30 protein-coding genes and 1 tRNA gene are annotated in these 26,700 nt (G+C 65.8%); 25 read left to right on the forward strand and 6 right to left on the reverse strand.

The window, feature by feature from the left end; all coding sequences use genetic code 11:
- A partial coding sequence (locus CHC08_RS40185; protein ID WP_089212638.1) for a transposase occupies nucleotides 1-297 on the reverse strand: 297 nt, incomplete at its 3' end.
- A 548-nt stretch (nucleotides 298-845) separates the two neighbouring features.
- Between CHC08_RS40185 and CHC08_RS40190 the strand changes: the two genes are divergently transcribed.
- Together CHC08_RS40190 and CHC08_RS48890 are read left to right on the forward strand one after the other, a co-directional pair.
- Entirely contained in the window at nucleotides 846-1,820 is a 975-nt protein-coding gene (locus tag CHC08_RS40190; RefSeq protein ID WP_089212639.1) for an NAD-dependent epimerase/dehydratase family protein, read from the forward strand.
- Between the two features lie 201 nt (nucleotides 1,821-2,021).
- Nucleotides 2,022-3,185, forward strand: a complete 1,164-nt coding sequence (locus CHC08_RS48890) for an AlbA family DNA-binding domain-containing protein (protein WP_143653550.1) — start codon at nucleotides 2,022-2,024, stop codon at nucleotides 3,183-3,185.
- A 75-nt stretch (nucleotides 3,186-3,260) separates the two neighbouring features.
- Here the strand turns inward: CHC08_RS48890 and CHC08_RS40195 are convergent, their stop codons facing one another.
- On the reverse strand, nucleotides 3,261-4,550 hold the full coding sequence (locus CHC08_RS40195; protein WP_089212640.1) for an NsdA family TPR-like regulatory protein: 1,290 nt from the start codon (nucleotides 4,548-4,550) through the stop codon (nucleotides 3,261-3,263).
- 349 nt (nucleotides 4,551-4,899) lie between these two features.
- Here CHC08_RS40195 and CHC08_RS40200 point away from each other — a divergent pair, with 349 nt between their 5' ends.
- The 9 genes from CHC08_RS40200 to CHC08_RS40240 all read left to right on the forward strand — a co-directional run bounded on the left by CHC08_RS40200 (nucleotide 4,900) and on the right by CHC08_RS40240 (nucleotide 11,978).
- Nucleotides 4,900-5,190, forward strand: coding sequence for a hypothetical protein (locus CHC08_RS40200; protein ID WP_089212641.1), 291 nt, complete (start codon nucleotides 4,900-4,902; stop codon nucleotides 5,188-5,190).
- A 274-nt stretch (nucleotides 5,191-5,464) separates the two neighbouring features.
- Complete coding sequence (locus CHC08_RS40205) at nucleotides 5,465-6,181, forward strand: GntR family transcriptional regulator (protein ID WP_218825720.1); 717 nt, start codon at nucleotides 5,465-5,467, stop codon at nucleotides 6,179-6,181.
- A gap of 112 nt (nucleotides 6,182-6,293) precedes the next feature.
- Nucleotides 6,294-6,734, forward strand: coding sequence for a plasmid replication, integration and excision activator (locus CHC08_RS40210; RefSeq protein ID WP_089212643.1), 441 nt, complete (start codon nucleotides 6,294-6,296; stop codon nucleotides 6,732-6,734).
- On the forward strand, nucleotides 6,734-7,003 hold the full coding sequence (locus tag CHC08_RS40215) for a hypothetical protein (protein WP_089212644.1): 270 nt from the start codon (nucleotides 6,734-6,736) through the stop codon (nucleotides 7,001-7,003). The genes CHC08_RS40210 and CHC08_RS40215 overlap by 1 nt, the downstream gene beginning before the upstream one ends.
- An 82-nt stretch (nucleotides 7,004-7,085) precedes the next feature.
- Entirely contained in the window at nucleotides 7,086-8,531 is a 1,446-nt protein-coding gene (locus CHC08_RS40220) for an FtsK/SpoIIIE domain-containing protein (RefSeq protein WP_089212645.1), read from the forward strand.
- Entirely contained in the window at nucleotides 8,531-8,725 is a 195-nt protein-coding gene (locus tag CHC08_RS40225; RefSeq protein WP_089212646.1) for a hypothetical protein, read from the forward strand. The genes CHC08_RS40220 and CHC08_RS40225 overlap by 1 nt, the downstream gene beginning before the upstream one ends.
- Entirely contained in the window at nucleotides 8,722-10,443 is a 1,722-nt protein-coding gene (locus tag CHC08_RS40230) for a replication initiator (RefSeq protein ID WP_338055728.1), read from the forward strand. Before CHC08_RS40225 ends, CHC08_RS40230 begins: the two co-directional genes overlap by 4 nt.
- Before the next feature lie 12 nt (nucleotides 10,444-10,455).
- Nucleotides 10,456-10,662 carry a helix-turn-helix domain-containing protein gene (locus CHC08_RS40235; protein ID WP_089212647.1) on the forward strand — a complete coding sequence of 69 codons (207 nt, stop codon included), beginning with the start codon at nucleotides 10,456-10,458 and terminating at the stop codon, nucleotides 10,660-10,662.
- Complete coding sequence (locus CHC08_RS40240; RefSeq protein ID WP_089212648.1) at nucleotides 10,662-11,978, forward strand: tyrosine-type recombinase/integrase; 1,317 nt, start codon at nucleotides 10,662-10,664, stop codon at nucleotides 11,976-11,978. Before CHC08_RS40235 ends, CHC08_RS40240 begins: the two co-directional genes overlap by 1 nt.
- A gap of 102 nt (nucleotides 11,979-12,080) precedes the next feature.
- Here the strand turns inward: CHC08_RS40240 and CHC08_RS40245 are convergent.
- Nucleotides 12,081-12,154: transfer RNA gene (locus CHC08_RS40245), tRNA-Gly, on the reverse strand.
- A 121-nt stretch (nucleotides 12,155-12,275) separates the two neighbouring features.
- Between CHC08_RS40245 and dcd the strand changes: the two genes are divergently transcribed.
- The 3 genes from dcd (at nucleotide 12,276) to CHC08_RS40260 (ending at nucleotide 15,101) form a co-directional block, all read left to right on the forward strand.
- Nucleotides 12,276-12,851 (forward strand): dCTP deaminase, encoded by a 576-nt coding sequence (gene dcd / locus CHC08_RS40250; RefSeq protein WP_089212649.1) that lies wholly within the window; start codon nucleotides 12,276-12,278, stop codon nucleotides 12,849-12,851.
- A 627-nt stretch (nucleotides 12,852-13,478) separates the two neighbouring features.
- Complete coding sequence (locus CHC08_RS40255; RefSeq protein WP_089212650.1) at nucleotides 13,479-14,096, forward strand: DUF47 domain-containing protein; 618 nt, start codon at nucleotides 13,479-13,481, stop codon at nucleotides 14,094-14,096.
- Nucleotides 14,097-15,101, forward strand: a complete 1,005-nt coding sequence (locus tag CHC08_RS40260; protein WP_089212651.1) for an inorganic phosphate transporter — start codon at nucleotides 14,097-14,099, stop codon at nucleotides 15,099-15,101. It abuts the gene before it with no gap.
- Nucleotides 15,102-15,201: 100 nt separating this feature from the next.
- On the opposite strand, the gene mshD is transcribed toward CHC08_RS40260, so the two are convergent.
- Nucleotides 15,202-16,200, reverse strand: a complete 999-nt coding sequence (gene mshD, locus CHC08_RS40265) for a mycothiol synthase (RefSeq protein ID WP_089212652.1) — start codon at nucleotides 16,198-16,200, stop codon at nucleotides 15,202-15,204.
- A 131-nt stretch (nucleotides 16,201-16,331) separates the two neighbouring features.
- On the opposite strand from mshD, the gene CHC08_RS40270 reads away from it, so the two are divergent.
- Nucleotides 16,332-18,137, forward strand: coding sequence for a bifunctional metallophosphatase/5'-nucleotidase (locus tag CHC08_RS40270; RefSeq protein ID WP_089212682.1), 1,806 nt, complete (start codon nucleotides 16,332-16,334; stop codon nucleotides 18,135-18,137).
- Between the two features lie 154 nt (nucleotides 18,138-18,291).
- On the opposite strand, the gene CHC08_RS40275 is transcribed toward CHC08_RS40270, so the two are convergent.
- Complete coding sequence (locus CHC08_RS40275; RefSeq protein ID WP_089212653.1) at nucleotides 18,292-19,005, reverse strand: winged helix-turn-helix transcriptional regulator; 714 nt, start codon at nucleotides 19,003-19,005, stop codon at nucleotides 18,292-18,294.
- 204 nt (nucleotides 19,006-19,209) lie between these two features.
- Here CHC08_RS40275 and CHC08_RS40280 point away from each other — a divergent pair, with 204 nt between their 5' ends.
- From CHC08_RS40280 to CHC08_RS40315, 9 genes are all read left to right on the forward strand, one after another.
- Nucleotides 19,210-19,461 carry a MoaD/ThiS family protein gene (locus tag CHC08_RS40280; RefSeq protein ID WP_089212683.1) on the forward strand — a complete coding sequence of 84 codons (252 nt, stop codon included), beginning with the start codon at nucleotides 19,210-19,212 and terminating at the stop codon, nucleotides 19,459-19,461.
- 208 nt (nucleotides 19,462-19,669) lie between these two features.
- Nucleotides 19,670-20,350 carry an LmeA family phospholipid-binding protein gene (locus CHC08_RS40285; RefSeq protein ID WP_179282494.1) on the forward strand — a complete coding sequence of 227 codons (681 nt, stop codon included), beginning with the start codon at nucleotides 19,670-19,672 and terminating at the stop codon, nucleotides 20,348-20,350.
- Between the two features lie 47 nt (nucleotides 20,351-20,397).
- Nucleotides 20,398-20,910, forward strand: a complete 513-nt coding sequence (locus CHC08_RS40290) for a sigma-70 family RNA polymerase sigma factor (RefSeq protein WP_179282498.1) — start codon at nucleotides 20,398-20,400, stop codon at nucleotides 20,908-20,910.
- Nucleotides 20,907-21,761: an anti-sigma factor family protein gene (locus CHC08_RS40295; RefSeq protein ID WP_089212656.1), complete on the forward strand. Its 855-nt coding sequence runs from the start codon at nucleotides 20,907-20,909 to the stop codon at nucleotides 21,759-21,761. Before CHC08_RS40290 ends, CHC08_RS40295 begins: the two co-directional genes overlap by 4 nt.
- A 77-nt stretch (nucleotides 21,762-21,838) precedes the next feature.
- The gene (locus CHC08_RS40300) at nucleotides 21,839-22,255 is read left to right on the forward strand and encodes a TlpA family protein disulfide reductase (RefSeq protein ID WP_179282495.1); all 417 of its coding nucleotides are present in this window, start codon (nucleotides 21,839-21,841) and stop codon (nucleotides 22,253-22,255) included.
- Between the two features lie 124 nt (nucleotides 22,256-22,379).
- On the forward strand, nucleotides 22,380-22,463 hold the full coding sequence (locus tag CHC08_RS53105; RefSeq protein ID WP_369990866.1) for a putative leader peptide: 84 nt from the start codon (nucleotides 22,380-22,382) through the stop codon (nucleotides 22,461-22,463).
- 63 nt (nucleotides 22,464-22,526) lie between these two features.
- On the forward strand, nucleotides 22,527-22,925 hold the full coding sequence (locus CHC08_RS40305) for a DUF4395 domain-containing protein (protein ID WP_089212658.1): 399 nt from the start codon (nucleotides 22,527-22,529) through the stop codon (nucleotides 22,923-22,925).
- A gap of 15 nt (nucleotides 22,926-22,940) precedes the next feature.
- On the forward strand, nucleotides 22,941-23,780 hold the full coding sequence (locus tag CHC08_RS40310) for a sulfurtransferase (RefSeq protein ID WP_089212659.1): 840 nt from the start codon (nucleotides 22,941-22,943) through the stop codon (nucleotides 23,778-23,780).
- Nucleotides 23,780-24,076 (forward strand): DUF1416 domain-containing protein, encoded by a 297-nt coding sequence (locus CHC08_RS40315; RefSeq protein ID WP_089212660.1) that lies wholly within the window; start codon nucleotides 23,780-23,782, stop codon nucleotides 24,074-24,076. Before CHC08_RS40310 ends, CHC08_RS40315 begins: the two co-directional genes overlap by 1 nt.
- Nucleotides 24,077-24,206: 130 nt before the next feature.
- Here the strand turns inward: CHC08_RS40315 and CHC08_RS40320 are convergent, their stop codons facing one another.
- The gene (locus tag CHC08_RS40320) at nucleotides 24,207-25,058 is read right to left on the reverse strand and encodes a DsbA family protein (protein WP_089212661.1); all 852 of its coding nucleotides are present in this window, start codon (nucleotides 25,056-25,058) and stop codon (nucleotides 24,207-24,209) included.
- A gap of 312 nt (nucleotides 25,059-25,370) precedes the next feature.
- Between CHC08_RS40320 and CHC08_RS40325 the strand changes: the two genes are divergently transcribed.
- On the forward strand, nucleotides 25,371-26,633 hold the full coding sequence (locus tag CHC08_RS40325) for a hypothetical protein (protein ID WP_143653551.1): 1,263 nt from the start codon (nucleotides 25,371-25,373) through the stop codon (nucleotides 26,631-26,633).
- Nucleotides 26,634-26,700 lie beyond the last annotated feature (67 nt).

The raw sequence follows: 26,700 nt of genomic DNA on the forward strand, positions 1-26,700 counted from the left end.
CAAGACCACGGAGCGTTTGAGGACATCACGCTCCATCTCCAGCTCGGCGCGCTCCTTGGCCCACTCCGCCCGCTGCTTGCGCAACCTGGCGAGCTCTTCCCGCTCGGATCCGGCCAGTTCCCCGCTGTCGGCGTTCTGCTCGCGGGCCAGCCGGTCCATCTGCACCCAGTTGGCCAGCGTGCCCGCATTGATGCCCAGATCCTTGGCGATCTGCGCGATCGATTTTCCTGTCTCCCGCACGATGCGCACCGCGCCCGCCCGGAACTCCGGATCGAACCTGCGTCTGGTCTCTCCCACGACCCAACCTTCTCCTTAGGTCAGATCTCCACGATAGAAGGGGAAGGCCACATCTAGGGATCCGCGGCTTGCGTGGAAGGTCCACGGCCGAACGCCCCCACGGCCCGCGTCCACCCTGAGCAAGGCGTTCACATCGCGTTCTAGGAGCCATTCGAGCATCGCGACCGCGTCCATTCGAGCAGGATACGGCTCCGGCGGCGCGTCGCAGGGTCGGCGAGTGGGTTGGGTACGGCGAGTGCGCGGTGCGAGCACGGCCCGGGGCGCCGCCGGCCGGGACCGGCCTCCAGGCCGCATGCCCGGGCGGCGGGCGGCAGAGGGCCGGGTACGGCGGCGCGGCGCGCCGCCGCTTGATACCCACTAAGAACAATTCGGCAGTTGATGGCGAAGGCTGTCGTGTGTTGTCCCGGGAGATGCTTGACACCTCTGTCCCAGGACATTCTTGACAGGTGCCGTTATCGGCCGTAGCGGTATGCGTTGCTTGGGTCGGGGGCTTCGCCTGAAGCGAAGTGGCCTTGGCGCTTGGTCAACCGCGTGATCGACTGAACGCCATGCGGATCATGGTGATTGGCGGTACAGAATTCATCGGACGTCGTCTGGTCGAGACCTTGGTGGAACGAGGCGATGAGGTGATGGTGGTCCATCGCGGACGCACCGAACCGGATGACCTCGTGACGTGCACCCATCTGCATGTCGACCGACGCGATTTCTCAACGGTGGCCGGGCAGGTGCGGGCATTCGGGCCTGATGCCGTGATTGACACAATCGCGCTTACCCGCCGCGACGTGGAGGCGGTCCTTCCTCATCTGCCCGATGTCCATCTGGTCGTGCTGTCCAGCATGGACGTGTACCGGGCCTATGAGCTGTACCAGGCCAATGACGGCATGCCGATGCCGGTGCCGGCCACCGAGGACAGTCCGCTCCGGCTGGGTCGCTATCCCTACCGGGGCAAGGGGCTGGAGATGGACGACTACGACAAGCTTGATGTCGAGCCGGCCTATCTGGAACGCGGTGGCACCGTCCTGCGCCTGGCGATGATCTACGGGCCCCGCGACCCGCAGCAGCGGGAGGAATTCGTGCTGCGGCGCGTACGCGCGCAACGCAAACGCATCCCGGTGGGCCCGGGCGCCACCTTGATGCCCCGGCTGCACGTCGATGACGCGGTCGCAAGCGTGCTTGCCACGTTGGAGCGGCCAGGTGCCGCCGCCGGCGAGGTGTTCAACATCACCGAGACGACGACCTACAGCATCAATGGCTGGATGCGCTTGATCATGACTGCCGCGGGGCACACCGCTGAATTGGTCCGTGTGCCCGACGACGCGCTACCCGCCGACCTGCGCAGCACCCGAGCAACTTCTCAGCACCTGCTGGCGAGCAGCCAAAAAGCCCGGGAGCTACTCGGCTTCCGGCCGGAAGATTCCGCCGCCGCCATCGCCCGCTCCGTGCGCTGGCATCTGCAGCACCCTCCGACGAACGCTCCAACCGACTTCACCGAAGACGACCGAGCCCTGGCCTGCGTGCGATAGCTCTCATTCAAGTGTCGTTTCCTAGATCATCTGCCAAGCATGTGATGGGACGGCAACGTCAACCATGTCGTGGTACTAGACATATCTGTCTATCACGGTCAACGGTACTCAGCGGCAGCTAAGGAGCGTTAGGTATTAACAGCTCCACGCGGTAGAGGTTAATAATGCTGACAGATATCGACTGTTGGAAGGGTTTATGCCATGGTAATTGAACTCGAAGGCTCAGGGATTCGTCGGAGTTACCCGAAAAACAACTTCGATTTCAATGTAATGCTAAGCGATGTGTCAACGTCATCCTTGGCGGATATCGCTCTTATTGTGCAGGGCTATATTGATAATCTTGATCCGTCTGAGCGGAATGAATCTCATGAGATTGGCGGAGTTGACGTAATTGCATCGATATTTATTGATGGCATAGCCACACTTGCGTGGGAAGAGGATGCGGATTTAACCCTGTACATCACGTCGAATGGCGAGGTGGTGTTCGCTATCAGCGTGTCAGCTCTTGCGAGGCAGGCGTCACGATCATTGATAAATCATTTTTCTAATAGTCTACGAAAGTTCGGACACGAGCTTATCGATATGTATGGAATAGAAGAGCAGATGATTGTTCGCAACCTTGATGAAGACGTCAAAGGATGGGGCCTGTATGCGATGGCCTCATCTTCGGATATAAGTTTAGAAAAACTAGTAGCGCATCGCCATGAAATCGCTCGCACCACTTTCTTTCCAAAGAGAATGCAATCGAGTCCTGGCGCCATGTTTGAAATGATTAAACTTGGCGGCATGAATAACCTAATAAATATGCCAGAGTCGGCTTTCCTTGAAGTCAAATCTGCGCCCTATGAGATGAAGCGAGACAAGGAATGGCAGTGCGAACTTGCCGAAGACGTTGCAAGGTTTGCCAACTCCGAACATGGCGGATTGCTGCTAATAGGCATGCGCTCTAAAAAAATAGATGGCCAAGACCTCATTATTAACATCTCTCCTATTCCCATAAGTGCAGAAAGGATTTCTCGCTATTATCAAACCATTGATTCGCGCGTTCATCCTCCAATTTCAAATCTTCAATTCGAAAGCATCCTTTCCGATACTGGAGAGGTCCTGTGCATACTTGTGCCACCGCAACTGGAGGAGAGTAAGCCATTCCTGGTTCAGGGAGCATTTTTCGATGGTAAGTACCAGAAGGGCTTGATATCTATTGTGCGGCGCCGTGATGAGCACTCTATTCCCGTTACTGCACGAGAGATTCATGCGATGTTGGCCGCAGGTCGGGCGCTATTGCGTGGAAACGCGGATAGGGGCAAAGAGAACTTTTTGTCGATTGATTTAATTAATCCGGAAAATCCGGATAGTACCAGTTGATAGCCTCTGTCTAATTGTCCCGATGGCCTTCGTCGATCTTGCATGTGCGGAGAGGATTGGCCAGACCATCAGCAGCTAATCTAGAAGATCGAGGCGCCGAGTGGCTAGAGCGCGACGGGCCATAAGAAAGCGTTCGTGGAACTCCTCGGAAAGAGCCTCTCTTCGATAGCTCTGACGGAAGACTCGATCCAAATCTCCAGCTCGGTTAACTAAGTCGGTGAGAGACTTGCGGTCGACATTGAATGCGTTCATACCTTGCTCGACGGCGGCGTCTAGGTCTCCTCGGCGCGCATGGATGATGCCGAGGTCTATGTAAGCGTCGGCAACTCTCATGGGCGCGTTGGATGTGCCGTCGGGTCGAGTGTGAATCTGGATAGTTTCCAATGCGTGCTCTTCAGCTCGGTCGTTGTCTTCTAGCCACGTGTATGCGGTGGCGGCGTAGAAGATCCACTTAGCGTGATCGAATACAAAATGGTGATCGGGGTTCTCGGGGATAGAGAGCTTGGTGAGGATGTCAGCTCCACGGGAGAGCGCTTTGTCGGCTTCTCGGCGATCTCCGATGCGGGCCAATCCGCGGGCTTCTTGCAGGGTTAGTTGAACCTGGGCGCTGGATTGGCCAGCGATGGCTTGGCCCATGCGGGCGGCGGTGACGACGTCTTCGTAGCGGCCTTCGACCAGGGCGAACCATGCGGACATCTCGTGTGCCCAGCCCATGAGTTCGCCGTGGTCAACCTGGCGGCCCATTTCGTATGCGGCGCGACGGGCGGTCTCAGCCTCCTCGCGCTCTCCCAGGTCGTAGTGAACGCACCCGAGCAAAGCTGTCAGCCATCCAGTGATTACGAGGAGTTCGCGGTGCTGGGTGAGGGTGATTCGTCCGGAGAGTAGCCGGGTGATCTGAGCCAGGCGCTTCTGGGTCCGGTCGCGCAACGTGGCGGCCGAGACGACTGGGTAAGCGCGGCAGAGCAGGTCGACGGCCTCGGCGAGAGCTTCAAGGGTGCCGTTGCCGACGTCGGATGCCTGGAGTTGCTGGGCGAGTTCCATGGTGCCGTACAGGTCGGCCTCGGCCCGGAGCGCGTCCATGGGGACCACGGTGGCCTCGATGAGGCGGCTTTGCCCGCGCCGATTCTGGCGGAACCCCAGTGCTTCGGGCTGCAAGCCAGTCAACTGCGTCAGCGCAAGCCGGTAGGAGGTGTGCGGCCAGGAGACCTCGCCCGCCTCCCAACGCCGGATCCGCTCTTCATCACACGTCAGACGCTCAGAGATGCCGGTCGCGGTGGAGTTGATCCGGTCAGCCATCTCGGCGCGCGTCAGACGGTGCTCGTTACGCCACGCTCTGAGTTGGACGTTGGGGATGTTGTCGGGCATCTGGGGGCCTTCCTCCCGGCTGGGGGCTCAAGAGGGGGGAATGAGGGGGGCCTTTCGGGGGTCCTGCCGTTCTCGGTTTGCCGGTGGACTTGCCATCAAGCAACCACGGTACGTCAGCCCGCCTTCCGCCGCAGGGAGCGCGGATCACATTCGAGGAGATGGCGACGGTGACCCGGCCAGACGAGACCAGCGAGACACGCCCCTGCCCTACCTGTCGGGGACGTGGAACCAAGCTGCGCAGCTCGCGCCGTGCCCTTTTCCTCGGCGAGAGCGGCAGTGATCCCGAGACGTATGGAGAACAGGAATGTCTCGACTGCCTCGCAAGCGGCCGGGCCGAAGGGAACGTGAGATGAATCCGATCATGCAAGCCGCCGCAGCACAGCTGCACGACCAACAGCAGCAAGACAATGCCCTCGCCCTGACCCTGCTACGGGAGGCGCTGGTGCGGCTCAGCGTGCGCTCTGAGCTGCGCGACAACGACAGCGCGCTGATGATTACCGGTCGAGGGGCGGCGCTGCCGCTGTGGGTGTTCGTCGGCTACGGCGGCAATGACTTCTCCTGGCAGTCGGCCGAAAAGCGGCACCCGGTGAATGACGTGGCGGGTGCGGCTCAAGCCCTGGCCGACTACATCGGCCGATAGACGGGCGTGACGAGGCGGTGTCCTCCGGCGCGGAGGGGCGCCAGGGAGCATTACCTCTGCCTCGTCACGCTCTTCACCTCCCGGCAGGCAGCAGAGCCGACGTATGCGGCCCCCCGTATCCATGCGTCCTTCTTCCCGCTCGCTGTCTGCCGGGCTTTCCTCTTGTCTGGCCTTCCTGTCTTGCATGGCGTGACAGGTGAGGGAAGCCGAGTTACGCTCTAACTTGGTAAAACAACCTGTCGGGTGATGGACGGTCGTAATGTCACTAGAGTCCGTGCCGCCGAAGTACGCCCAGCTTGTCCAGGCTCTTCAACGGCGCATCGAGTCGGGGGACTACCCTCCGGGCTCGCTCCTGCCCAGTGAGAACCAGCTGATCAACGAGTTCGGCGTCTCCCGGCCCACCGTGGTCGCCGCGCTGCGCGTGCTGCGTGAACAGGGCTGGATCGACTCCCAGCAGGGCAAGGGCCGCTTCGTGCGCGGACGCCCGGCGATGACCTTGATGGAGCAACCCCGCCCCGGACAGGCGTACCTGACCGGCCCGGAAACCGGCTCTGCGGGTGAGGTGCTGGAGGCGGCGGCGCTGGCTGTGCCCAATCGGATCGCCGCGCTGCTGGCCATCGCTCCGAAGAGTAAGGCGTTCCTGCGGCGGCGTCTGGTCAGCCGGGATGGTGAACCGGTTGAGATCGTCTCGGTGTGGTTGCCGCTGGAGCTATCGGAGGGCACCGACCTGACCAGTGCCGAGCCGCTGCCCGAGGGTCTGGGTGAGCATCTGCGCTCCCGCAAGGGGGTGCGCTTCGATCACATCGTGGAACAGATTACCGCGCGCATGCCCACCACCGAGGAGGTCAAGTGGCTTGGCATGCCGAAGAACGTCCCGCTGCTGGGCGTCTATGCGGCGGTGCGTGATGCGGCCGGCCATGCCCTGGTCGTGGTGGAGGTGCTGCTTCCGGCCGATCGTCATGAGCTGGAAGATGCCTATCCGATCGGTTAGGTCAGTCTCACCCTCGGAGCCCGCTTAGGCACTTGACCTATCAAGCGGGCTCTCTTATTCTCAAAGCACTTGATAGGTTAAGTGCCTGTCAGTCGATAAGAGGAGTGCCGTCATGGCTCTGCAAGGACCCATCCCCGTCACCTTCGACATGGTCTTCCCGCACGGCTGCTACATCGTCGGCGAGGTCGAGCCGGTCAAGGACTTCGACGCCTCCACCAACGGCCGGTTCGTCCAGTCCCGCGACAAGTCCACCGGCGAGCCGATGTGGCAGGTCGCGGTCATGGACGCCGACCCCACCGTCAAGCCCGGCCAGAAAACCGTCGCCGTCAAGATCCTCACCCCCATCCAGCCGGTGCCTCCGGCTCCGATGCCGGGCCTGCCCTTCACCCCGGTCGAGTTCGACCACGTCACCGTCACCCCCTACGTCAACGGCACCGGACGCCTGGCCTACTCCATCAAGGTCCGCGCGATGCGCGCCCCTCGTACCGGCTCCGGTACCCCTACTTCCGCTCCTGCCAAGAACCCCGTTACCGCTGGAAAGGACGTCGCCTGATGGCACGCCGCAGAACTCACCGCATCAGCACCATCAGCCTGAACACCGGCCGTGGCGCTCGCGCGACCAACCACCCCTACCCCTCCCGCACCCCGGTCCTGGCGCTCGACTTCGGCGCGCTCTCGGTCCTGGTCACCACCACCGCCGGCGACCTGGTCACCGCCTCCGACGTCGCCTTCGCCCGCCAGCTCGCCCACGAGGCCCGCCAATTCGCCCGCGCGGTCGAAAGCAAGTTCACCCCCACCCAGGCCGACGAGATCGCGGCCTGACATACAGCGGGGCCGCCAGAAGGTGCAACTTCCGGCGGCCCCTCATCTCCCCAGATGCACATCAAGAGAGGGCTCAAGCCTAATGTTCAAGAAACTGCCCGGCGACGAGGCACAACACCTCGTCTCCACCACCCCCGACACCGCCGTGGTCTTCCGCCCGGCCGTCCTGCGCACCCCGGCCATCGTCACCATCATCATCTTCACCTGGCGACTGCTGGCCGGCATCGTACGGCTGCTCTGGCGCCACCCGATCGCCTCGGCCGTCGTCACGGTTCCCTGCGCGCTGGCCTGGCTGCATGGCTGGCAATGGGGCGTTGCCCTGATCGCCCTGGTGCTCGTCGGCCTCACCGCCTGGGCGCTGGTCGATCGTCCCTCGTTCGCCCGGCTGCTGGGCTGGCGGCTGCTGGCCTGGTGGCGGCTGATCTGGGTGTACCGGCGGCACTGGCAACCAGTAATGCTCATCTCCGGCCTCGGTCGCACCCTCAAGGGCCGGGACTACGTCCCCCATCTGGTCAAGGTCACCTGTACCTCGTGGGCGGACCTGGTCACGGTGAAGATGCTCACCGGCCAAGCGGTCAAGGACTGGTCCGATCGCATCGAGCACCTGGCCCATGGGTTCGGCGCGACCTCCTGCCGGGTCACCATCGCCCGGTCGGGCCGCCTGTTGTTGGCTTTTCCCCGGCGTGATCCACTGGCCACCCCCTTACCGGCTCTGCTCATCCCCGCCGTGGCGTCGGTCGGGCCGGTCGAGATCGGCAAGCGTGAAGATGGCTCCCCGTGGCGGCTCAAGGTCCACGGCACCCACGTTCTGGTCGCGGGCGCTACCGGGGCGGGTAAGGGCTCGATCATCTGGTCCACGATCCGGGGCCTGCTGCCTGCGGTACGGGCGGGCCTGGTGCAGATCTGGGCGCTGGATCCCAAACTGATGGAACTGTCCTTCGGCCGCGCCCTGTTCGACTACTACGCCGCTGACCCGGCTGCCTGCGCCGATCTTCTGGAAGATGCGGTCAAGGTCATGCAGGAGAGGGCAGGCCGGTTCGCTGGAGTCCAGCGCAATCACATCCCCACCGTGGAGGATCCGTTCGTCCTGGTGGTGGTCGACGAGGTGGCGTTCCTGACCGCCTACCAGTCTGACAAGGGCTTGAAGGTCCGTATCTCCGCCGCCTTGGCGACGCTGACTACGCAGGGTCGGGCGGTCGGGGTCGGCGTGCTGGCCGCTCTCCAGGACCCGCGCAAGGACGTGCTCAGCATCCGCAACCTGTTCCCCGACAAGATCGCGCTACGGCTGGATGAGTCCGAACAGGTGGACATGGTCCTCGGCGACGGCGCACGCGATCGGGGAGCGCTGGCCGACCTGATCTCCCCTCAGCCCGACCTCGGCGCGGGCATCGCTTATGCCCGGCTGGAGACCTCACCCGAACCGATGCGCGCCCGGGCCGGCTACGTCTCCGATGCCGACATCCGCGCCATGGTCGCCACCTTCACCGCAGACACCCTGCCCTTGCCGCTAACGGAAGAGGTGGCCTGATGAAGATCATCATTCAGGGCACCCTCGCCGAGATCGACGCGATTCCGTTCCGGCTGCTCGGCACCCTCAGTGACTCCCCACCGCGCTTTGAGCTGCTGCTCTCCAACCTGGTCAACATCCGGCTCCGCCGCGACCCCTACAGCTCGGCTTACCGGTTCACCGCCGACGTGCTCAACGCAGAGGAGGTCATGTGACCGACACCCCTGCTCACCCGTCCATCTCTGCGGCCGATGTCCCGGTGGACGCCTCCGACCGCGCCTTGCCCCGCCTGGTCCGTAACACGCTGCCGCTGGCGCTGGATGTGGCGATCGAGGTCGCCAAGCTCAACGGGGTCTGCATCCGCCCCATCGAGTTGCGGCGGCTGGACACCCACACCGGCCAGAGCGAACCGTTCGACGTCCCCTGTGGGGCCACCCAGGAGGCCAAGTGCCCGCCGTGCGCCAAGCGCAACCGGCAACTCCGGATGGCCCAATGCCGCGAAGGCTGGCACCTGGAAGCCGAACCGATCGCCGAACCGGCCCCCTCCACCGAAGAGCAACAGTGGTTGATCGAGTTCCGCGCCGATGTGCAGGCCAAGCGCGATGAGGCCGAACGCGACGGCGAAGAGGTCACCGACTGGGACCAGGCGATCGCGGGCATCGACGCCGAGATCAACGCCTCCGGGATGCGCGGCAACGTCCTGGGCGGCCGGATGGCTCCCAAGCGCTCGCGCTCCACCCGGCGTCGCCAAGATGCCCCGGACCTGCCCAAGCGCGCACGTCAGGACACCACCCTCGGGCGCACGTTCAACGCTGCCGATGGCAGGGTGTATCGGCCGTCGCTGTTCGTCACCCTCACCCTGCCCTCCTACGGCCGGATCCGCTCCGGTCAGGGGGTGCCGGTCGATCCGAGCACCTACGACTACGCGGCGGCGGCTCGGGACGCGCTGCACTTCTCCAAGCTCGTCGACCGGTTCGTCCAAAACCTCCGGCGGGTGGCCGGCTACGACGTCCAATACTTCGCCACCGTCGAACCACAGAAGAGGTTCGCGCCGCATCTGCACATGGCGATCCGCGGGACGCTGCCCCGCGCGGAGATCAAGGCCATCGCTGCCGCGACCTACCACCAGGTGTGGTGGCCGTCTGTGGATGAGGTCCGCTTCGACGGTGAGCACCTGCCCATCTGGGCCGACCGGGCCGACCTCGCAGACGGGGCCGCCTACCCAGACGGGCAGAGCGGCGACTACCTCGACCCGGCCACCGGTGAACTGCTGGCCACCTGGGACGAGGCGCTCGACCAACTCGACGCCGACGAGACGGCCGAACCGCTGCACGTGCTGCGCTTCGGTGCTCAAGTCGATGTTCAGGGCATCGTCGCCGGGTCGCCGGATGCTCACAAGCGCGTCGGCTATCTGACCAAGTACCTGACCAAGTCCCTCGGCGACACCCTCGACGCCGATGACCGTGTTCGCCGTGACCATGCCGCCCGGATGGTGGAGGCGCTGCGCTATGAGCCGTGTTCGCCGACGTGTGCGAACTGGCTGCGCTACGGGGTGCAGCCCAAGGGCGCCAAAGCCGGGATGATGCCGGGCCGGTGCAAGGGCAAGGCGCACAAGCCTGAACACCTCGGCTACGCCGGACGCCGGGTCCTGGTCTCGCGCAAGTGGTCGAACAAGACCCTCCGGGAGCACAAGCAAGACCGCCGGGCCTGGGTCCTCGACATGCTCGGCCTACCTGACGAGACGGCCACTGACCCGCACCGCTACCTCTGGCGGCCGGTCTCGACCAAGGACCCAACGCGCACCCCGCTGGCCAAACGCCTGCTGCGCGGTGTCGCCAACCGTCACCGCACCCGAGCTCGACTGGCTGAACTCCAAGCCAGAGCGGACGGACAACCTGTTCCAGACCCTTCGGCAACGTCACTGGCCGCCTGACAGGAGAACCCATTGGACGAACTACTCAAGGCTCATGAGGCCGCCGCACTGCTCCACACCTCGGAGCGCTTCATCCGCCGACTGATCGCGGAACGCCGGATCGAGTTCGTGAAGATCGGCCGTCACGTCCGCATCCGGGAGTCCGCATTACTCGCTTTCGTCGCCGCAGGGACGGTCGAACCCCTGGCGGCTTCCGACATCACTGGGAGGGCGGCCTGATGGCCAACAGAGACGGTCACCGACGGTTCGGCAACATCCGCAAGCGCGAGTCCGGCCGCTACCAGATCCGCTATCCCGGTCCGGATGGGCTGATGCGCAGCGGTACCGAGACCTATGAACGCAAGTCGGACGCAGAGCGGGCGCTGTTGTTGATCGAAGCACAGATCATCCGGGGCGAGTGGACGGACCCGGAACGCGGCAAGGCCAAGTTCAAGGACTATGCCGAGACGTGGATCTCCCAGCGTCCCGGCCTCCGGCCGCGCACGGTCGATCTCTATCGCTGGCTCCTTAAGAAACACATCGCCCCGTATCTCGGCAACACCGCAGTCGGGAAGATTTCCACCGCGATGATTCGGCAGTGGCGGGCCGACCTGCTCGGCAATGGGGTCTCGGTCAGCGTGGCGGCCAAGGCGTATCGCCTGCTGCGGGCCGTGCTGATGACGGCGGTTGAAGAGGATCACATCATCTCGCGCAACCCGTGCCGGATCCGCGGGGCCGGCGACGAGCACGCCCAGGAGCGTCCGGTGCTCACCGTGGACCAGGTCTTCGAGCTGGCCGACCTCGTGGGCCGTCGTCCAGTCGGCAACGTCCGCAAGCTCAAGGACAACGCCTATCGGCTGCGCTTTCAGCGGTACGGCGAGATGCGCACCCATCCCGAGGTCTTCACTGGTCGTGCCGACGCCGAAAGGGCGCTGTGGAAGATGGGTACGGATGGGCGGGCCGACTGCACCCATGACCGGCGTTTCCGCGCCCTGGTGCTTCTGGCCACCTTCGCCAGCCTGCGATGGGGTGAGGTGAGTGCGCTGCGCCGTACGGACGTCGACCTTGACGCGGGAACAGTGCGTATCCGAGTGGCCTACGTTGAACGCTCGACTGGCGGTCTGGTCCTTGGTCCGCTCAAGTCCAAAGCCGGTCGGCGGGTGGTCGGCATTCCCAAAGACATCGTTTCGGCGCTGCGCGAGCACATCGCCACCTATGTTCAGAACGAGCCGGGCGCGTTGTTGTTCCCCGGTGCGAAGGGCGGGCCGCTGCGGCGGAGTGGCTTCAATACCCGCACACGGTGGGTGGATGTGGTCAAGGAGATGGGTCTTCCCGGTCTCCACTTCCATGATCTCCGGCACACGGGCAACATGCTCGCCGCAGAGTCCGGCGCGGGCCTCAAGGACCTGATGGCCCGGATGGGACATGACAACGTACGCGCGGCGATGATCTATCAGCATGCCGTACGGGGTGCGGACAAGACGATCACGGACGCGATCGACAGGCAGCTGATGAAGCGGAACGACGGCGACGCCGATGAGATGCCCACAGGGTGATCACGGAGCTAATGGCCCGCTAATGGCCCGAGAAGATCGAACAGTCTGGGAAACGATTAAGGCCCGGCTCCGGAAGTTATCCGTGACCTGGGCCTTTTCGTTTGGAGCGGGTGACGGGAATCGAACCCGCGCTGTCAGCTTGGGAAGCTGATGTTCTGCCATTGAACTACACCCGCAGCGAGCATGTCGCGAGACTACTGTAGCGGAAAGTGTGACCATCGTCGTCCACGGGGCTGAAGGTCGGTGGCCTGGTCGAGAAGGCGGCTTTGAAGGCGTGGCGTTGGTAGGTTGCTCCACGTGCTGCTTTCCGATCGTGACATCGTTGCTGAGATCGAATCCGGGAGGGTCGGAATCGACCCCTTTCAACCGGAGATGGTCCAACCGTCCAGCATCGATATCCGTCTGGACCGTTACTTCAGGGTCTTCGAGAACCATCGATACCCGCACATCGATCCGGCGATCGAGCAGCCTGATCTCACGCGGTTGGTCGAGCCGGAGAAGGACGAGCCGTTCATCCTGCATCCGGGGGAGTTCGTCCTGGCCAGCACCTACGAGGTCATCAGCCTCCCCGATGACATCGCCTCGCGGCTGGAGGGGAAGAGCTCGCTGGGCAGGCTCGGCCTGCTCACCCACTCCACGGCCGGCTTCATCGACCCGGGGTTCAGCGGGCATGTGACACTCGAGCTCTCCAACGCGGCGACGCTGCCGATCAAGCTCTGGCCCGGTATGAAGATCGGGCAGCTCTGCATGTTCAGGCTCAGCTCGCCCGCCGAGTATCCGTACGGTTCCGAGAAGTACGGCTCGCGCTACCAGGGGCAGCGGGGGCCGACGCCGAGCCGTTCCTACCTGAACTTCCACCGGACGCAGATCTGAAGCAGGCCGCTCCCTCCGAATGCCCCGGACCAACCGGGGTGGACGGAATCTTCGGGCTGCCCGGGATGGGCAGGATCGCCTCAAGGCGGGGGGATCGCTTCGGGGCGGGCGGGATTCCCAGGATGGGCGGGGTCGCCTTGGGGCGGGCGGGATTCCCAGGGTGGGGGGAGCGCCTCGGGGCGAGCAAGATCCTCAAGGTGAACGGGATTCCCGACGCGGACGGAATCACCTCGGGGGATCAATGGCCGGTAGGCGGGTTTGGAAGATCGTCGTGATGGAAATCACCGTGACCACCCGTGGATGTCAGGCCCGTCCTTGATCATGCCCCCGTGGATTTCAGGCGGAACGTACGGCTGAAGCGGGGTTTGCGAGCGACGCGAGGCCTTCGAGCTGGACGTCACCCCGGGGGAGAGTCCCATACGTGACCTGGCTTCGGCATAATGTGGCCGAAAACGAGCAAAACGGTCACCGGAAAGATGCCCTCAAGACTCCCTCAAGCCGAGTGTCGCTAGGTATACGCCAGGTAGCGACTAATGGAAGAGTAGGTGTCAAGCGGGTGAAGTTCGTATTTCCGCTGGTAACCCGTACCCTTCTCTGCGGACCATCCCCGCACATCTGGAGAACGACGTGCGCCTGCGTCTCACGCCTCGTGAGGACAGCTACTACGACTTGTTCGCCGACTCGGCGAACAACCTCGTCACAGCGTCCCGTCTGCTGGTCGAGATCATCAGCGACGGGTCGGACAGGGAAGCCCTGGCCGAGAAGATGCGCGCTTGTGAGCACACCGGTGATGAGCGCACTCACGCGATCATGAACCGGCTCAACGAGAGCTTCATCACGCCCTTCGACCGCGAGGACATCTACCGTCTCGCGTCGAACCTCGACGACGTGATGGACTACATGGAGGCCGCCGCCGACCTCATCGTCCTGTACCAGATCGATCACCTTCCCAAGGAGGTCATCCGCCAGGTCGAGGTGCTGGAACGTTCGGCCGAGCTGACCGCCGAGGCCATGCCCCGGCTGCGCTCGATGAAGAACCTCAACGAGTACTGGATCGAGATCAACCGGCTGGAGAACCAGGCCGACCAGGTCTACCGACGCCTTCTCGCGAAGCTTTTCAGCGGGGAGTACGACGCGTTGACCGTTCTCAAGATGAAGGAGGTCATCGATCAGCTCGAGATGGCCGCCGACGCCTTCGAGCATGTGGCCAACACGATCGAGTCGATCGCGGTCAAGGAAAGTTAAGTGGATCTCTCGCTCGCACTTGTCATCGGCGTAGTGGTCGTGGCGCTGGTCTTCGACTACACCAACGGTTTCCATGACGCCGCGAACGCGATCGCGACCTCCGTCTCGACGCGCGCGCTGACGCCGAGGGCCGCCCTCTTCATGGCCGCGGCGATGAACTTTCTGGGTGCCCACCTGGGCACGCAGGTGGCGGCGACCGTCGGCAAGGGCATCATCGACGCTCCCCAGGGAAGCCACGGTCTGGTGATCGTGGGGGCCAGCCTCATCGGCGCGATCGCCTGGAACCTCGTCACCTGGTACTTCGGTCTTCCCTCCTCAAGCAGTCACGCCCTGATCGGCGGCCTGGTCGGCGCGGCGCTGGCCTCGTCAAGCACCGTCCACTGGGACGGCGTGCTGGACAAGGTCGTCATTCCGATGATCCTGTCCCCTCTGATCGGCTTCACCCTGGCGGCGATCATCATGATCGGCATCCTGTGGGGCTTCCGTCGTTCCCAGCCGTCGAAGACCAACCGCGGCTTCCGTCACGCGCAGACGATCTCCGCCGCGGCCATGGCTCTCGGCCACGGCCTGCAGGACGCGCAGAAGACCATGGGCGTGATCTTCCTGGCGCTTGTCGTCGGGGGCTACCAGAACGACGGCGACCCGATCCCGCAGTGGGTCATCCTCTCGGCCGCGACGGCGATCTCGCTGGGCACCTACGCGGGTGGCTGGCGGATCATGCGGACCCTCGGCCGCCGGATCATCGCGCTCACGCCGCCGCAGGGGTTCGCCGCGGAGGCCGCCGCCGCGACCGTGCTCTACACCGCGGCCATCGGTTTCGGCGCTCCCATCTCCACCACGCACACGATCACCAGCGCGATCATGGGCGTGGGCGCCACCAAGCGCCTGTCCGCCGTGCGCTGGGGTGTCGCGGGCAACATCGTGACCGCCTGGGTCCTCACGATCCCGGCCGCCGCGCTGGTCGCCGCACTGTCCTACTACGCGCTCCACTGGATGATCGAGTAACCGCCGAGGGACTCGCGCGCTCCGCTGGATCACCGAGTTATCGTCGGGAACGCCGGTCGGCACCACGCCGACCGGCGTTCTCCCATTTACGGCAGGGCCCTTATCTGCGGTACATGACGTCGACGTCCCATTGGGTGAAGCCGAGTCCCTCGTAGAGGCGGATCGCCGCGGCATTGCTCTCGTCCACGTACAGCATCACCTGGGCCAGGCCCCGTGAACGCAGATGGGTCAGGCCGGCGAGGGTGAGGGATTTGCCCAGCCCGCCTCCCTGCTCCGCGGGATCCACCCCGACCACGTAGACCTCGCCGATCGGCTCGTGCCCGTCCCCGTGAACCTTGGTCCAGTGGAAACCGACCAACCGGCCCCCGGCCGCCGTGCCGCCGTCCGCACTCGCCCCGCTTCCTCGGGTGCCGTCGCCGTCCGCGCCCCCCTCAGGTCCTCGGGTGCCGTCGCCGTCGGATCCGGTCGGCCGATCCGCGAGGAAGAATCCCGCCGGGTCGAACCACGACTCCTGCTCGCGCCGCTTCAGGTCCTCCAGCGTCAACGCCCCCTGCTCCGGGTGGTGGGCGAAGGCCCTGGCGTTGAGCGCCACCCAGGCCTCCTCGTCGGAGGATCCAGGCTCGAACGTGCGCAGCCGTACGCCCTCGGGGAGCGTGAAGCCGGGAATCGGAGAGGACAGCGAGCGGCGCATCTGCCAGAGCGACCTGACCTTGGTGAACCCGTCCGACGCGGCGAGGGCCTCGGCCCCGGGGTGGCCGCCGTGCGCCCACAGGCGCAGGTGACCGCCCGTCCGATCCAGTACGGCCCGCAGCAGGTGGCGCCCGTGACCCTGCCTCCGGAAGGCGGGGTGGATCACCAACTCCCCGCTCGCGCCCTCGACCGGGTCGGTCGGGTCCACGTGCGCGTACCCCACGAGGTCGTCTCCGGAGTACAGGAGTACGGCCCCGATCCGGTCGTCGCCGCCGTAGCGCAGATGGAGCATCACGTGCTCGTTGAGCGGCCGGACTCCGTCGGCCTCTGCGGCCGCCTCCACTATCGTGAGGACGGCGGCCACTTCGTGTTCGCCCAGTCGTCCCCTGTGTTCCACACGCGCGTTCATGTCCTGGACTCTAAGCGGACCGCAGATTCAGCGAATCACCCGGGACTGGCAAAAGACGCCAGCTTTGGAGCGTGTGAATCGTTATCTCTAGGACATTCCATACACAGTTAGTCACCCTAGTGTCGTGGTTCATGATGTCTCGTTCCTTCCAGCGTTTGGCCATGGCCGGCGTGCTCGCCGGAGCCGGTTTGGTGCTCCTCGTAGGACCGGCCGAGGCGGGCAACAAGCCCGCCAAGCCCGCCAAGACGGTGCCGGTCCGCCTGCTCTCCCTCAACGACTTCCACGGCAACCTGGAGCCTCCGACGGGTTCGTCCGGCCGTATGGTCGACGAGACCGGCACCACCGTGGACGCGGGCGGCGCGGCTTACGCGGCCACGTACCTCAAGCAGATGTCAGACAAGAACACGCTGAAGGTCGCCCAGGGCGACCTGATCGGCGCCTCCCCCCTGATCTCCGCGGCCTTCCACGACGAGCCGTCGGTGGAGTTCCTCGGCAAGGTCGGCGTCACCGTCTCGTCCGTGGGCAACCACGAGTTCGACGAGGGCTACACCGAGCTCAAGCGCATCATGAACGGCGGCTGCCACCCGGTGGACGGCTGCTCGCCCGCCGGTAAGTGGAAGGGCGCGCAGTACAGCTACCTCGGCGCGAACGTGCTCCTGAAGCGGCCGAACAGCTCCGCCGAGAAGGCGGCGCTCGACGCGCTCGGCGGAGGCCACACCGGCCCGCTGCGCAAGCTGCTGGACGGCTACGGCATTCCGGCCCTGCCCCCGGTCGCCATCCGCTGGATGAACGGCGTGCCGATCGGCTTCATCGGCCTGGTCACCAAGACCACCCCGACCATCGTCACCTCCGAGGGCATCAAGGACCTGGAGTTCGTCGACGAGGTCAAGGCCGCGAACGTCGCCTCCAAGCTCCTGCAGATCGTCGGGGTCAAGGCCCAGGTCGTGCTGGTGCACGAAGGTGACCAGGTCACCGCGGGCCAGTCGCCCGACTCCTGCGCCGCCCAGCCGGGCGCGGGCAACCGGATCGCCACGCAGGTCGACGCCGAGGTCGACATGGTCCTCAGCGGCCACTCCCACCAGGCCTACCTGTGCAAGGTGTCCGACCCCAAGGGCGGCACGCGCCTGTACAGCCAGGGCGGCTCCTTCGGCCGCGTGATCACCAAGGTCGACTTCCAGGTGGACGTCAAGACCCGTGACGTCGTGCGCTCCTCGGTCGTGGCCGACAACCAGATCGTGACCCGGACCGTCACCCCGGACCCGGAGATCTCCGCGTTCGTCCAGACGTGGAAGGACCGCGTCGCGTCGGTGGCCAACAAGCCGCTCGGCAAGATCACCGCTGACATCACCAACAGCGGGGCCGCGTCCGGCGAATCCTCCCTGGGCAACCTCATCGCCGACGGCCAGCTCGCGGCCACCAGGACCGGCGGCAACGCCCAGATCGCCCTGATGAACCCGGGCGGCGTGCGTGCCAACCTCACCTACGCCGGCTCGGCCGTGGGCGAGGGCGACGGCGTGGTGACCTACGGCGAGGCCTTCACGGTGCAGCCGTTCAACAACCTCATGCAGGCCGTCACGCTCACCGGCGCGCAGCTCAAGACCGTTCTTGAGCAGCAGTTCACCGGCGGGCCCAACAACCAGGCCTTCACCAAGATCCTGCAGCCGTCGTCGAACTTCACCTACACCTACAGCACGAGCGCGCCGTGGGGTTCGAAGATCTCCAACATGAAGATCGACGGTGTCGCGGTGACGGACACCCAGAGCATCAGGGTCGCCGCCAACAACTTCCTCGTCGGCGGCGGTGACGCGTTCCTGGCCTTCCAGGGCGGCACCGACCTGTGGAGCGGCCCGCTCGACATCGACGCCTTCGCCGCCTACTTCGCGGCGAACCCGTCGATCGCGCCCCCGGTTCCCAACCACATCACGGTCGTCCCGTAACCATCACGGGCCTCACAGGCAACACGTAGCCGAACGCGGAAGGCTCACCGGATTCCCCCGGTGAGCCTTCCGTACGTTCTTTGCGCGAACTGTCTCCTGCGCGAATTTTCTGCACATAATTTTGCGCAAATTTGTACGGCTTTTTGGGGCCCTGCTAGCGCCGAACGGTCTCGCGCTCCTCGGCGGCCTCGTTGCCGCGCTCGGGGACGAACCGGTAGCCGACGTTGCGGACGGTGCCGATCAGCGCCTCGTACTCGGCGCCGAGCTTGGCACGGAGCCGCCGGACGTGGACGTCCACGGTCCGGGTCCCGCCGAAGTAGTCGTAGCCCCAGACCTCCTGGAGAAGCTGGGCCCGGGTGAAGACCCGGCCGGGGTGCTGGGCGAGATACTTCAGGAGCTCGAACTCCTTGAAGGTCAGGTCCAGCGCGCGACCACGGAGCCGGGCGGTGTAGGTGGCCTCGTCAATCGACAGGTCACCGTTGCGGATCTCGTCGGGAACCTCTTCCGCGGCGGACAGGCTGAGCCGGCCCACGGCCATCCGGAGCCGCGCCTCGACCTCCGCGGGCCCGGCGCTGTCGAGGATGACGTCGTCGGCACCCCATTCGGCGGTCAATCCGGCCAGGCCGCCCTCGGTGACGATCACCACCAGGGGACAGGCGACGCCCGTGGTACGGAGCAGCCGGCACAGACTCTTCGCCTGAGCGAGCTCGCGCCGCGCGTCCACCAGAATGGCGTCGGCGGGCGGGACGTCGATCAGCGCGGATGCCTCTGCGGGCGCGACCCGTACCGAGTGCAGTAGCAGCCCCAACGCCGGGAGGACCTCAGTCGAGGGCTCCAGGGCGTTGGTGAGCAGCAGGAGATTGCTCACGATGCCTCCTTCCCGCGTTATGTCGGCGGTAGCCGTACAAACACGTAAGGACCCGGGGGCTACGTCGCCCAGGTCCCGTAGTAGGTGAGGATAGCCCACGAGGATGAAGCATCCACGAAGCGTCCACCTGGTGAACATGTTTCCCCGGTGGATTCCCCGTAATGATGTGGTAACCGTATGTGTTTGGGAGAGGTTGATGTGCAGATGGCGACGGGTGTAATTCGTTACTGGGCGGCGGCGAAGGACGCGGCGGGCGTCGCGGAGGAGCCCTTCGAGGCGGCGACATTGGCCGAACTGATGGCCAAGGTCACGCTGGACCGCGATGAGCTCGCCCGGGTGGTGCGGCGGTCGTCGTTCCTGGTGAACGGTGATCCGGTGGGCACCCGGGCCCACGACACGATCGTCTTCGCGGAGGGCGCGACGGTCGAGGTGCTTCCCCCCTTCGCGGGGGGCTGATCGCCGGAGCGCTCCCGGCGGGGCGGGAGACCGCGAGGGCCGAGCGGGAGACCGCCGGGGGAAATCACGAGAACCACAAGAAGATCGATGGGCAAACCCCCATATATATGGGCAAGCGCTACCGGTGGTGCGGCGTTTCAGACAAGATTGCTGGGGGATGTGCTGCGGTGGCATCCAGGCTGAATCCGCAGAACGAACAGGGAGTCAGATGCGCAAGCTGGTCGGTTTCCTGATCGTGCTGCTTGTCTTCGGAGTGATCCTGGACCGGGTGGCGGTCGTCGGAGTGCAGCGGGAGATCGCCACGCGGGCGACGGCCAAATACGACCTCGACACCCCGCCCGAGGTGACCATCGCCGGAATCCCCTTCCTGACCCAGGCGATCGCCGGACGGTATGACGAGGTCAAGGTCGCCGCGGGCAAGCTGACCCTCGCCGGTGTCACCCTGTCCAGGGTGGACTTCACGCTGTACGGGGTCACCGCGCCGCTGGAGGACCTGGTGCTCCACGCCGATCAGGTGGACATGCGCGCCGAGCGCGTGGCGGGTGTCGTGGTGGTTCCGGTGACGACGCTGAACCAGAAGGCGCCACAGGGGATCAAGGTCGCGGTCGACGGCGACGGGCTCAACGTCAGCGGAGAGATCACCTTCCTGAACCAGAAGGTGCCGGCGAAGGCCACCATGAAGATCGAGCTGGTCGAGGGCGGGGTGCAGTTCGTCGCCCAGAAGGTGACGCTGGGCGAGGGTATCTCCGTGCCGCAGCCCGAGCGCTTCATCACCTACAAGATCCCGATCAAGGACCTGCCCTTCGACCTCAAGGTCACCGGGGTGAAGGTCGTTCCCGAAGGTCTCCAGATCGCGGGCGAGGCCGCCGACGTCCCTCTTCATGACTGAACCGGCCCGTGACTGAACCGAGGCGCTTCTCCGTACGTCGTGAGGGTGTGAGCCAGGCCGGAACCGCCGACGAGCAGCTCGTCAGAGCGCTCTTCGACGAACACGGCGGGCCACTCTACGGCTACGTCCTGCGGCTGACGGGGGACTCGGGGAGAGCGGAGGATGTCGTGCAGGAGACGCTGCTGCGGGCCTGGCGGCATCCGGACGCGATCGGCGGGGGTTCCATCCGCGCGTGGCTGTTCACAGTGGCCCGCAATCTTGTCGTCGACCAGCATCGGGCGCGCAGGTCGCGTCCCCCCGAGACGGGGGACGAGGCACTCGCCGTGGTGCCCGCGGACGACGAGCTGGACCGTGCCGTCGAGTCATGGGCGGTCGCCGAGGCACTGGCCGCCCTGCGGCCCGAGCACCGCGAGGTGCTCGCCGAGGTCTACTACCAGGGGAAGTCGGTCAAGGAGGCCGCCGAGGCACTCGGAATCCCCGCCGGAACGGTGAAATCGCGCACGTATTACGCGCTTCGGGCGCTCAAGCTGGCGCTGGAGGAGCGGGGGCTCGCGCCATGATGATGACCTGTGACGAAGTACGGATGTCGCTCGGGGCCTATGTGCTCGGCGCGCTGGAACCGGACGAGTGCGTGCTGGTCGAGGCGCATCTCGCCGAGTGCGCGGACTGCCAGGCGGAGTTCGACGAGCTGACCGGGGTGTCCGCGTTTCTCGGCAAGGTGTCCGAGAGTGACGTGGCGCAGGTGGGCAGACCGCCCCGGGCGGTGCTCGACCGGCTGCTCAGCGCCAAGGTCAAGCGGCGCCGGATGACCCGGCTGATGCTCTCGCTGGCGGCCTCGGTCCTGGTGGTCGGGCTCGGCGGCGGCATATGGGCCGCGAACCGGCCCGCCAACGAGACCGCGACGACGGCGTCCGCGTCCCGGTCGGCCCCCGCGGCGGGCGACAGCTCCTCCGCGGCGCAGGGCAAGTCCGTTCCCGCCCCGGCGTCCAGTGCCTCCGAGACGCCCACTCCCGAAGCGAAGATCATGCTGGACGCTCCCGGGGAGCCCGGCGAAGAGTCCAGCCGGCAGGGTTTCGCCGAGCGTAAGCCCGGCGAGCTGAAGCCGGGAGACCTGAGGGTCGAGGGTGCGAGCGTGGACGGCTCCGTCCGCGCCACGGTGACCGCCCTGGCGGGAACGGGGGGGACCAAGGTCAAGGTCGTGCTCTCCGGGGTGGCCGAGGGCACTCGCTGCCGGCTGGACGTGATCGGATTCGGCGGAAACAGGGAGAGGGCCGGAAACTGGATCGTCGACAGGGTCGCCTACGACGAGTCGGACGGCTTCGCCACCACCACGATGCGGCCGCAGGACATCTCGAGGTTCGAGATCGCCACCACCGCGGGCCGGGTGCTGCTCTCGGTCCCCGCCCGTTAGGGCCGCCGAGCCCGGAGTCGTCTCTGGCCGGACCCGTGCGGGGAATGGCCGGCGGCGGCCGCGTGTTGTCGTGCTCTGTGACCGGATTGATCGTGGTGGTCGTCACGCTCGCGGTGGCCACGCTCGTGGGCGTGGTGATGCGGCGGCGGAGCGGCGTGCCACGCGAGGTGAGGGGCGACGTGGAGCGGTTGACGTCCGGCGACATCCACGCCGAGCTCGGCGAGCGGGCCACGCTCGTGCAGTTCTCCAGCGCCTTCTGCCAGCCGTGCCGGGCGACCCGGCGGATCCTCGACGAGGTGACGGATCTGGTGCCCGGGGTGGCGCACGTGGAGATCGACGCGGAGTCCCGCCTGGACCTGGTCCGATCGCTGAACATCCTGCGAACCCCGACGGTCCTCATTCTCAACGCGTCGGGAGACGTGGTGAAACGTGCCTCCGGCCAGCCGCGGAAGGCCGACGTGATCGGCGCCCTGGGTCTGGCGATCGGCGAATGAGCCGGGAGACGAATCAGGGGATGAGCGGGCGGAGCGGGGCACCCTACCTTTGTGTGAACAATTCTGTCTCAGAAATTGGACAGAGATGTGACAGGCGGCGGAGCGCCGGGGTAGTGTCATGCGTATGAACTCCGGGACAGAGCTGCTGACGAAGCGGCGCGCGGTTGATTTCTGCCGCGTGACCACCGCGCTCTGTCGCGCTTCCTAAAGGGCGATCTCAAGCGGCCGTCGAGCCGCACCGATCTGCACAACCCTGCAGGAGCATCAAGCGATGCAAGCTGATCCCCGAGCACTCCGCTTCGCCGCGGTAGTCACGACCGTCGTCCTCGCGCTCGTCCTGGTGACAGGCAGCGCGTGGCTGCTCGCCGTACAGGCCGTGGTGTTCGCACTGGGTCTCATGGGTGCCTCGCCGTACGGGATGATCTTCAAAAGGGTAGTGAAAAGCCCGCCCAAGGAGTTGGAGGACGCCGCCCCGCCGCGCTTCGCGCAGGGGGTCGGCCTCATCTTCGCCCTGGTGGGCTTGGTCGGATACGTCGCACAGATCGCGCCGCTGGCCTATGTGGCCACCGCCGCGGCCCTCTTCGCCGCTTTTCTCAACGCCGCTTTCGGTTTCTGCCTCGGCTGCGAGATGTACTTGATCATTCGCCGCCTACTGCCCGCCGCACGATAATTCCGGAGGATCTACATGAGCCGCTCTGCCGTCCTGGTCGACGCTGACTGGGTTGAGGCCAACCTCGACACCCCTGGTGTCGTTCTCGTCGAAGTGGACGAGGATGCCAGTGCCTACGACAAGGGCCACATCCGTGGCGCCGTGAAGATCGACTGGAAGCAGGACCTCCAGGACCCGGTCCGCCGTGACTTCGTGGACCGCGAGGGTTTCCAGGCGCTGCTGTCCGCCCGGGGCATCGGCAACGACGACACCGTGGTTCTCTACGGTGGCAACAACAACTGGTTCGCCGCCTACGCGTACTGGTACTTCAAGCTCTACGGCCACGACAACGTCAAGCTCCTCGACGGTGGCCGCAAGAAGTGGGAGCTCGAGTCCCGCGAGCTGGTCAAGGAGATCGCCGACCGTCCCACGACGAGCTACCAGGCCAAGGACCAGGACCTGTCCATCCGCGCCTTCCGTGACGACGTCGTCGCCGCGATCGGCAAGCTCAACCTGGTCGACGTGCGCTCGCCCGACGAGTTCACCGGCAAGCTGCTGGCTCCCGCCCACCTTCCGCAGGAGGCGGCACAGCGCGGTGGTCACGTGCCCACGGCCCGCAACATTCCGTGGTCCAAGACCGCCAACGACGACGGCACCTTCAAGACCGACGAGGACCTGAAGGCCCTGTACGAGTCCGAGGGCATCGACTTCGCCAAGGACACCATCGCCTACTGCCGCATCGGCGAGCGCTCGGCGCACTCATGGTTCGTGCTGCACGAGATTCTCGACCAGGCAAGCGTCAAGAACTACGACGGTTCGTGGACCGAATACGGCTCGCTCGTCGGCGTGCCGATCGAATTGGGAGAGGCACGATAATGACTGACGGATGCGCTGCTCCGGAACAGACGGTCGCCATTCCGGCCGGGATCGATCTTTCGACCCAGGCCGTCATCCAGGGTGTGGTCTCGGGCACGGGTACGGCCTACGCCCGCCTGCTGGACCACGCCGGCGAGTTCACCGGTGAGGTCGTGGTGTCCGACGAGGGCATCTTCCGCTTCTTCGCCGCTCCCGGTGACTGGACCGTCCGCATCATCGCGGGCGGCGGCTTCACCAGGGACATCCCCGCCCAGGCCCGCCTGGGCGAGGTCACCCAGCTCGCCGTGGCTGTCTGACCCGAATTCGACCGGAAGGACCGGCATCCCGTTCGCGGGGTGCCGGTCCTTCCGCGTGTACGGCTCACGGGCGGGCCGGGTCATACGGGTCGTACGGTCCGCGAGCCGGTGGGCAGGGCAGTGCTCCCGGTCAGGAGACCCTGCTCTCGACGCGTCGGAGCGCGTCGGTGTAGTCGGCCTCGGAGGACATGGCCGCCGCCATCCGCAGGTGAGGCAGGGCCTCGGCGTGGCGGTTGGCCCGCTCCAGGGTCCTGCCGAGCAGGAACCTGGCGTAGTGGTCGCCGGGGGTGCGCTCCAGCAACGACTCCAGCGTCTCCCTCGCCCGGCCGAGCTGGGCCGAGCCGAAGTAGGCGCGGGCGGCCAGCAGGCGGACGGACGGGTCGTCGCCATGCTCCGCCAGCAGCGGTTCCATGATCCGCAGAGCGCCGAGGGGGTCTCGGAGGTCCAGCAGGGATTCGGCGTACCGCAGGCGCGTGACCTCGTCGGGGAGCTCGCGCGCCGGGACGGCGTTCCGTACCAGGTCGGCCAGGACCTCGGGCGACTGCGCACCGGCGATCGCCGACTCACCCACCACGAAGGTGGGGGAGGTGGTCACGCCGATGGCCTTGCCACGCAGGAGCTGGTCGCGGACCTCGTCCGTCCCCTCTCCGGCGTCGAGTGCCTCGGCCATGCCGTCCAGGCCCGCCTCGGCGGCGAGCGCCGCCAGGGTGTCCCGATCGCCGATGTCGGAGCCGTCGACGAAGTAGGCGTGCATGATCCGCTCGACGAGCGCGTCCTGCAGTGCGGGACCGCCCCGGTCGAGGGCGAGGGCGACCACTCGGTGAGCGTCGAACGTGCCGGCGGCGGCCGGCGCCATCGGGTCGATGAGGTAGGGGCGCCAGACGATCTCCACGTCCTCGTCGAACTCGGCCTGCTCCAGGCGCCGCTTGCCGATGTGGGCCCACGAGCAGACCAGGTCGGCCCAGACTTCGATGCGCTTCATGGCCGCTGTAACAAAGGACACCCGTCGTTTGTTACCCGTCCCGCGGTGGCCGAGGTGCCCGTCCCGCGGTGGCCGAGGTGCCCGTCCCGCGGTGGCCGAGGTGCCCGTCCCGCGGTGGCCGAGGTGCTCTTCCCCCACGGCAAAACGATCAGCTGTCCACCCGTCCCGCGGTGATCGATGTGCTCGTCCCTCGCGGCGAAACGATCAATATCGTGTTCCCGCGATGAAACGATCCATATCGTCACCGTGTTCCGGGTAATCGGGCGAGTGTTTGGCCGTGATCGGGCATGGTGGAGCGCTAGCATGCCTCGGGTGTCCGGAACGACTGTTATGCCCCCGCCGTCGCCACCCGCCACTGTCCGGACGCTCTCCGCGTACGGACTTCCGGCGCACGCGCTCAGAATCCTCGGCTCCTGCGGCCTGTCACTGGTGCTCTGGTTCTCCGCGGGCAGGGTGGTCCGCGGAGCCCTGATGCTGGCGGGCAGCGAGGTCTCCCGCGGCGACTACGGCCAGGTGCGGTTCGTCATCACGATGTTCGTCCTCACGCTGATCGTGTTGAACCAGCTCATCGTCATAGTCGGCATGCTCCACTCGGTGCGCGGCGCGCTCAGGGAGATCCGGGCGCGGCGGGAGGGCGGCGAGGCCGACGAGAGCATGTTCGGCGCGCTCAACCGCGCCACGCTCGCCTTCGCCGCCATCTACCTCGCCTGGGGCTTCCAGAACCAGGACGCCAGGGACTTCATCGGACTGGACTTCAACAGGCGGGTCGGCGAGGACGTGGCGGCCGGAGACGGGCTCGTCGGGCTGGACCCGCGGATCTCCCTCGCGGTCGCCGTGGTGGCCTATCTGCTCAAGACGCTGTTCGGCTGGTGGCACGCGAACGGCAAGTTCAAGGGCAGCGGCGTGCTCACCACCTTCTTCGAGCTGGCCTTCGCCTTCTACAGCCTCAACGCGCTGTTCGTCTTCACCAGCGCGCGGGCGGACTGGCTGGGGCACCGGGCCGCCGTGGCGACGGTCGCCGACTGGGCCGAGCAGGCACGAGAGGCCGTCCCGTGGTGGAAGGACTTCTGGGAGGCCGTCGGGGGGATCTGGCCGTACTTCGTGGACAGCATGGTCGTCCCGCTCACCTGGCTCACGGTCGCCTCGCTCGTCTACGGCGCGTTCGCCGAGGACACCCGCGCGATCGTCCGGGGCACCCGGCTGGACGCCGTCGCCGATCAGCTGGGGCGGACGCACTCTCTCACCCGGAACACCATGACCCGGGCGACGGCCGGATTCCAGGAGCGCTGGGTCCCCCCGGCGAACGCCTTCCGGCTCGCCACCCGCGGCGGCGCTCCCCTGTTCGGCCTGTTCTGTCTCTGCTACGTCGCGATTGGCGTGGTGACCGACTATGCCGACCGGGGCGTGCGCATGCTGATCGGCAACGAGCACCCGTTCAGCTGGGTGGTGATCAGCGGTCCGGTGGAGTTCGTCGGAGACATGCTGGTCACGGTGCTGATGGTCTGCCTGCTGGCGGCCACCTTCGACATCGCGGCCACCCGTAGCCGCGCGGCGGGGGAGACGCTCACCGCCTGAGGCGCGGCTCTCGGCCGTGCGGAGGAACACTCACCGCCTTGCAACACGTCTCCCGGTCGAGCGACGA

Origin of the sequence: Streptosporangium subroseum (assembly GCF_900188345.1) — a bacterium.
GTDB classification, from domain to species: domain Bacteria; phylum Actinomycetota; class Actinomycetes; order Streptosporangiales; family Streptosporangiaceae; genus Streptosporangium; species Streptosporangium subroseum.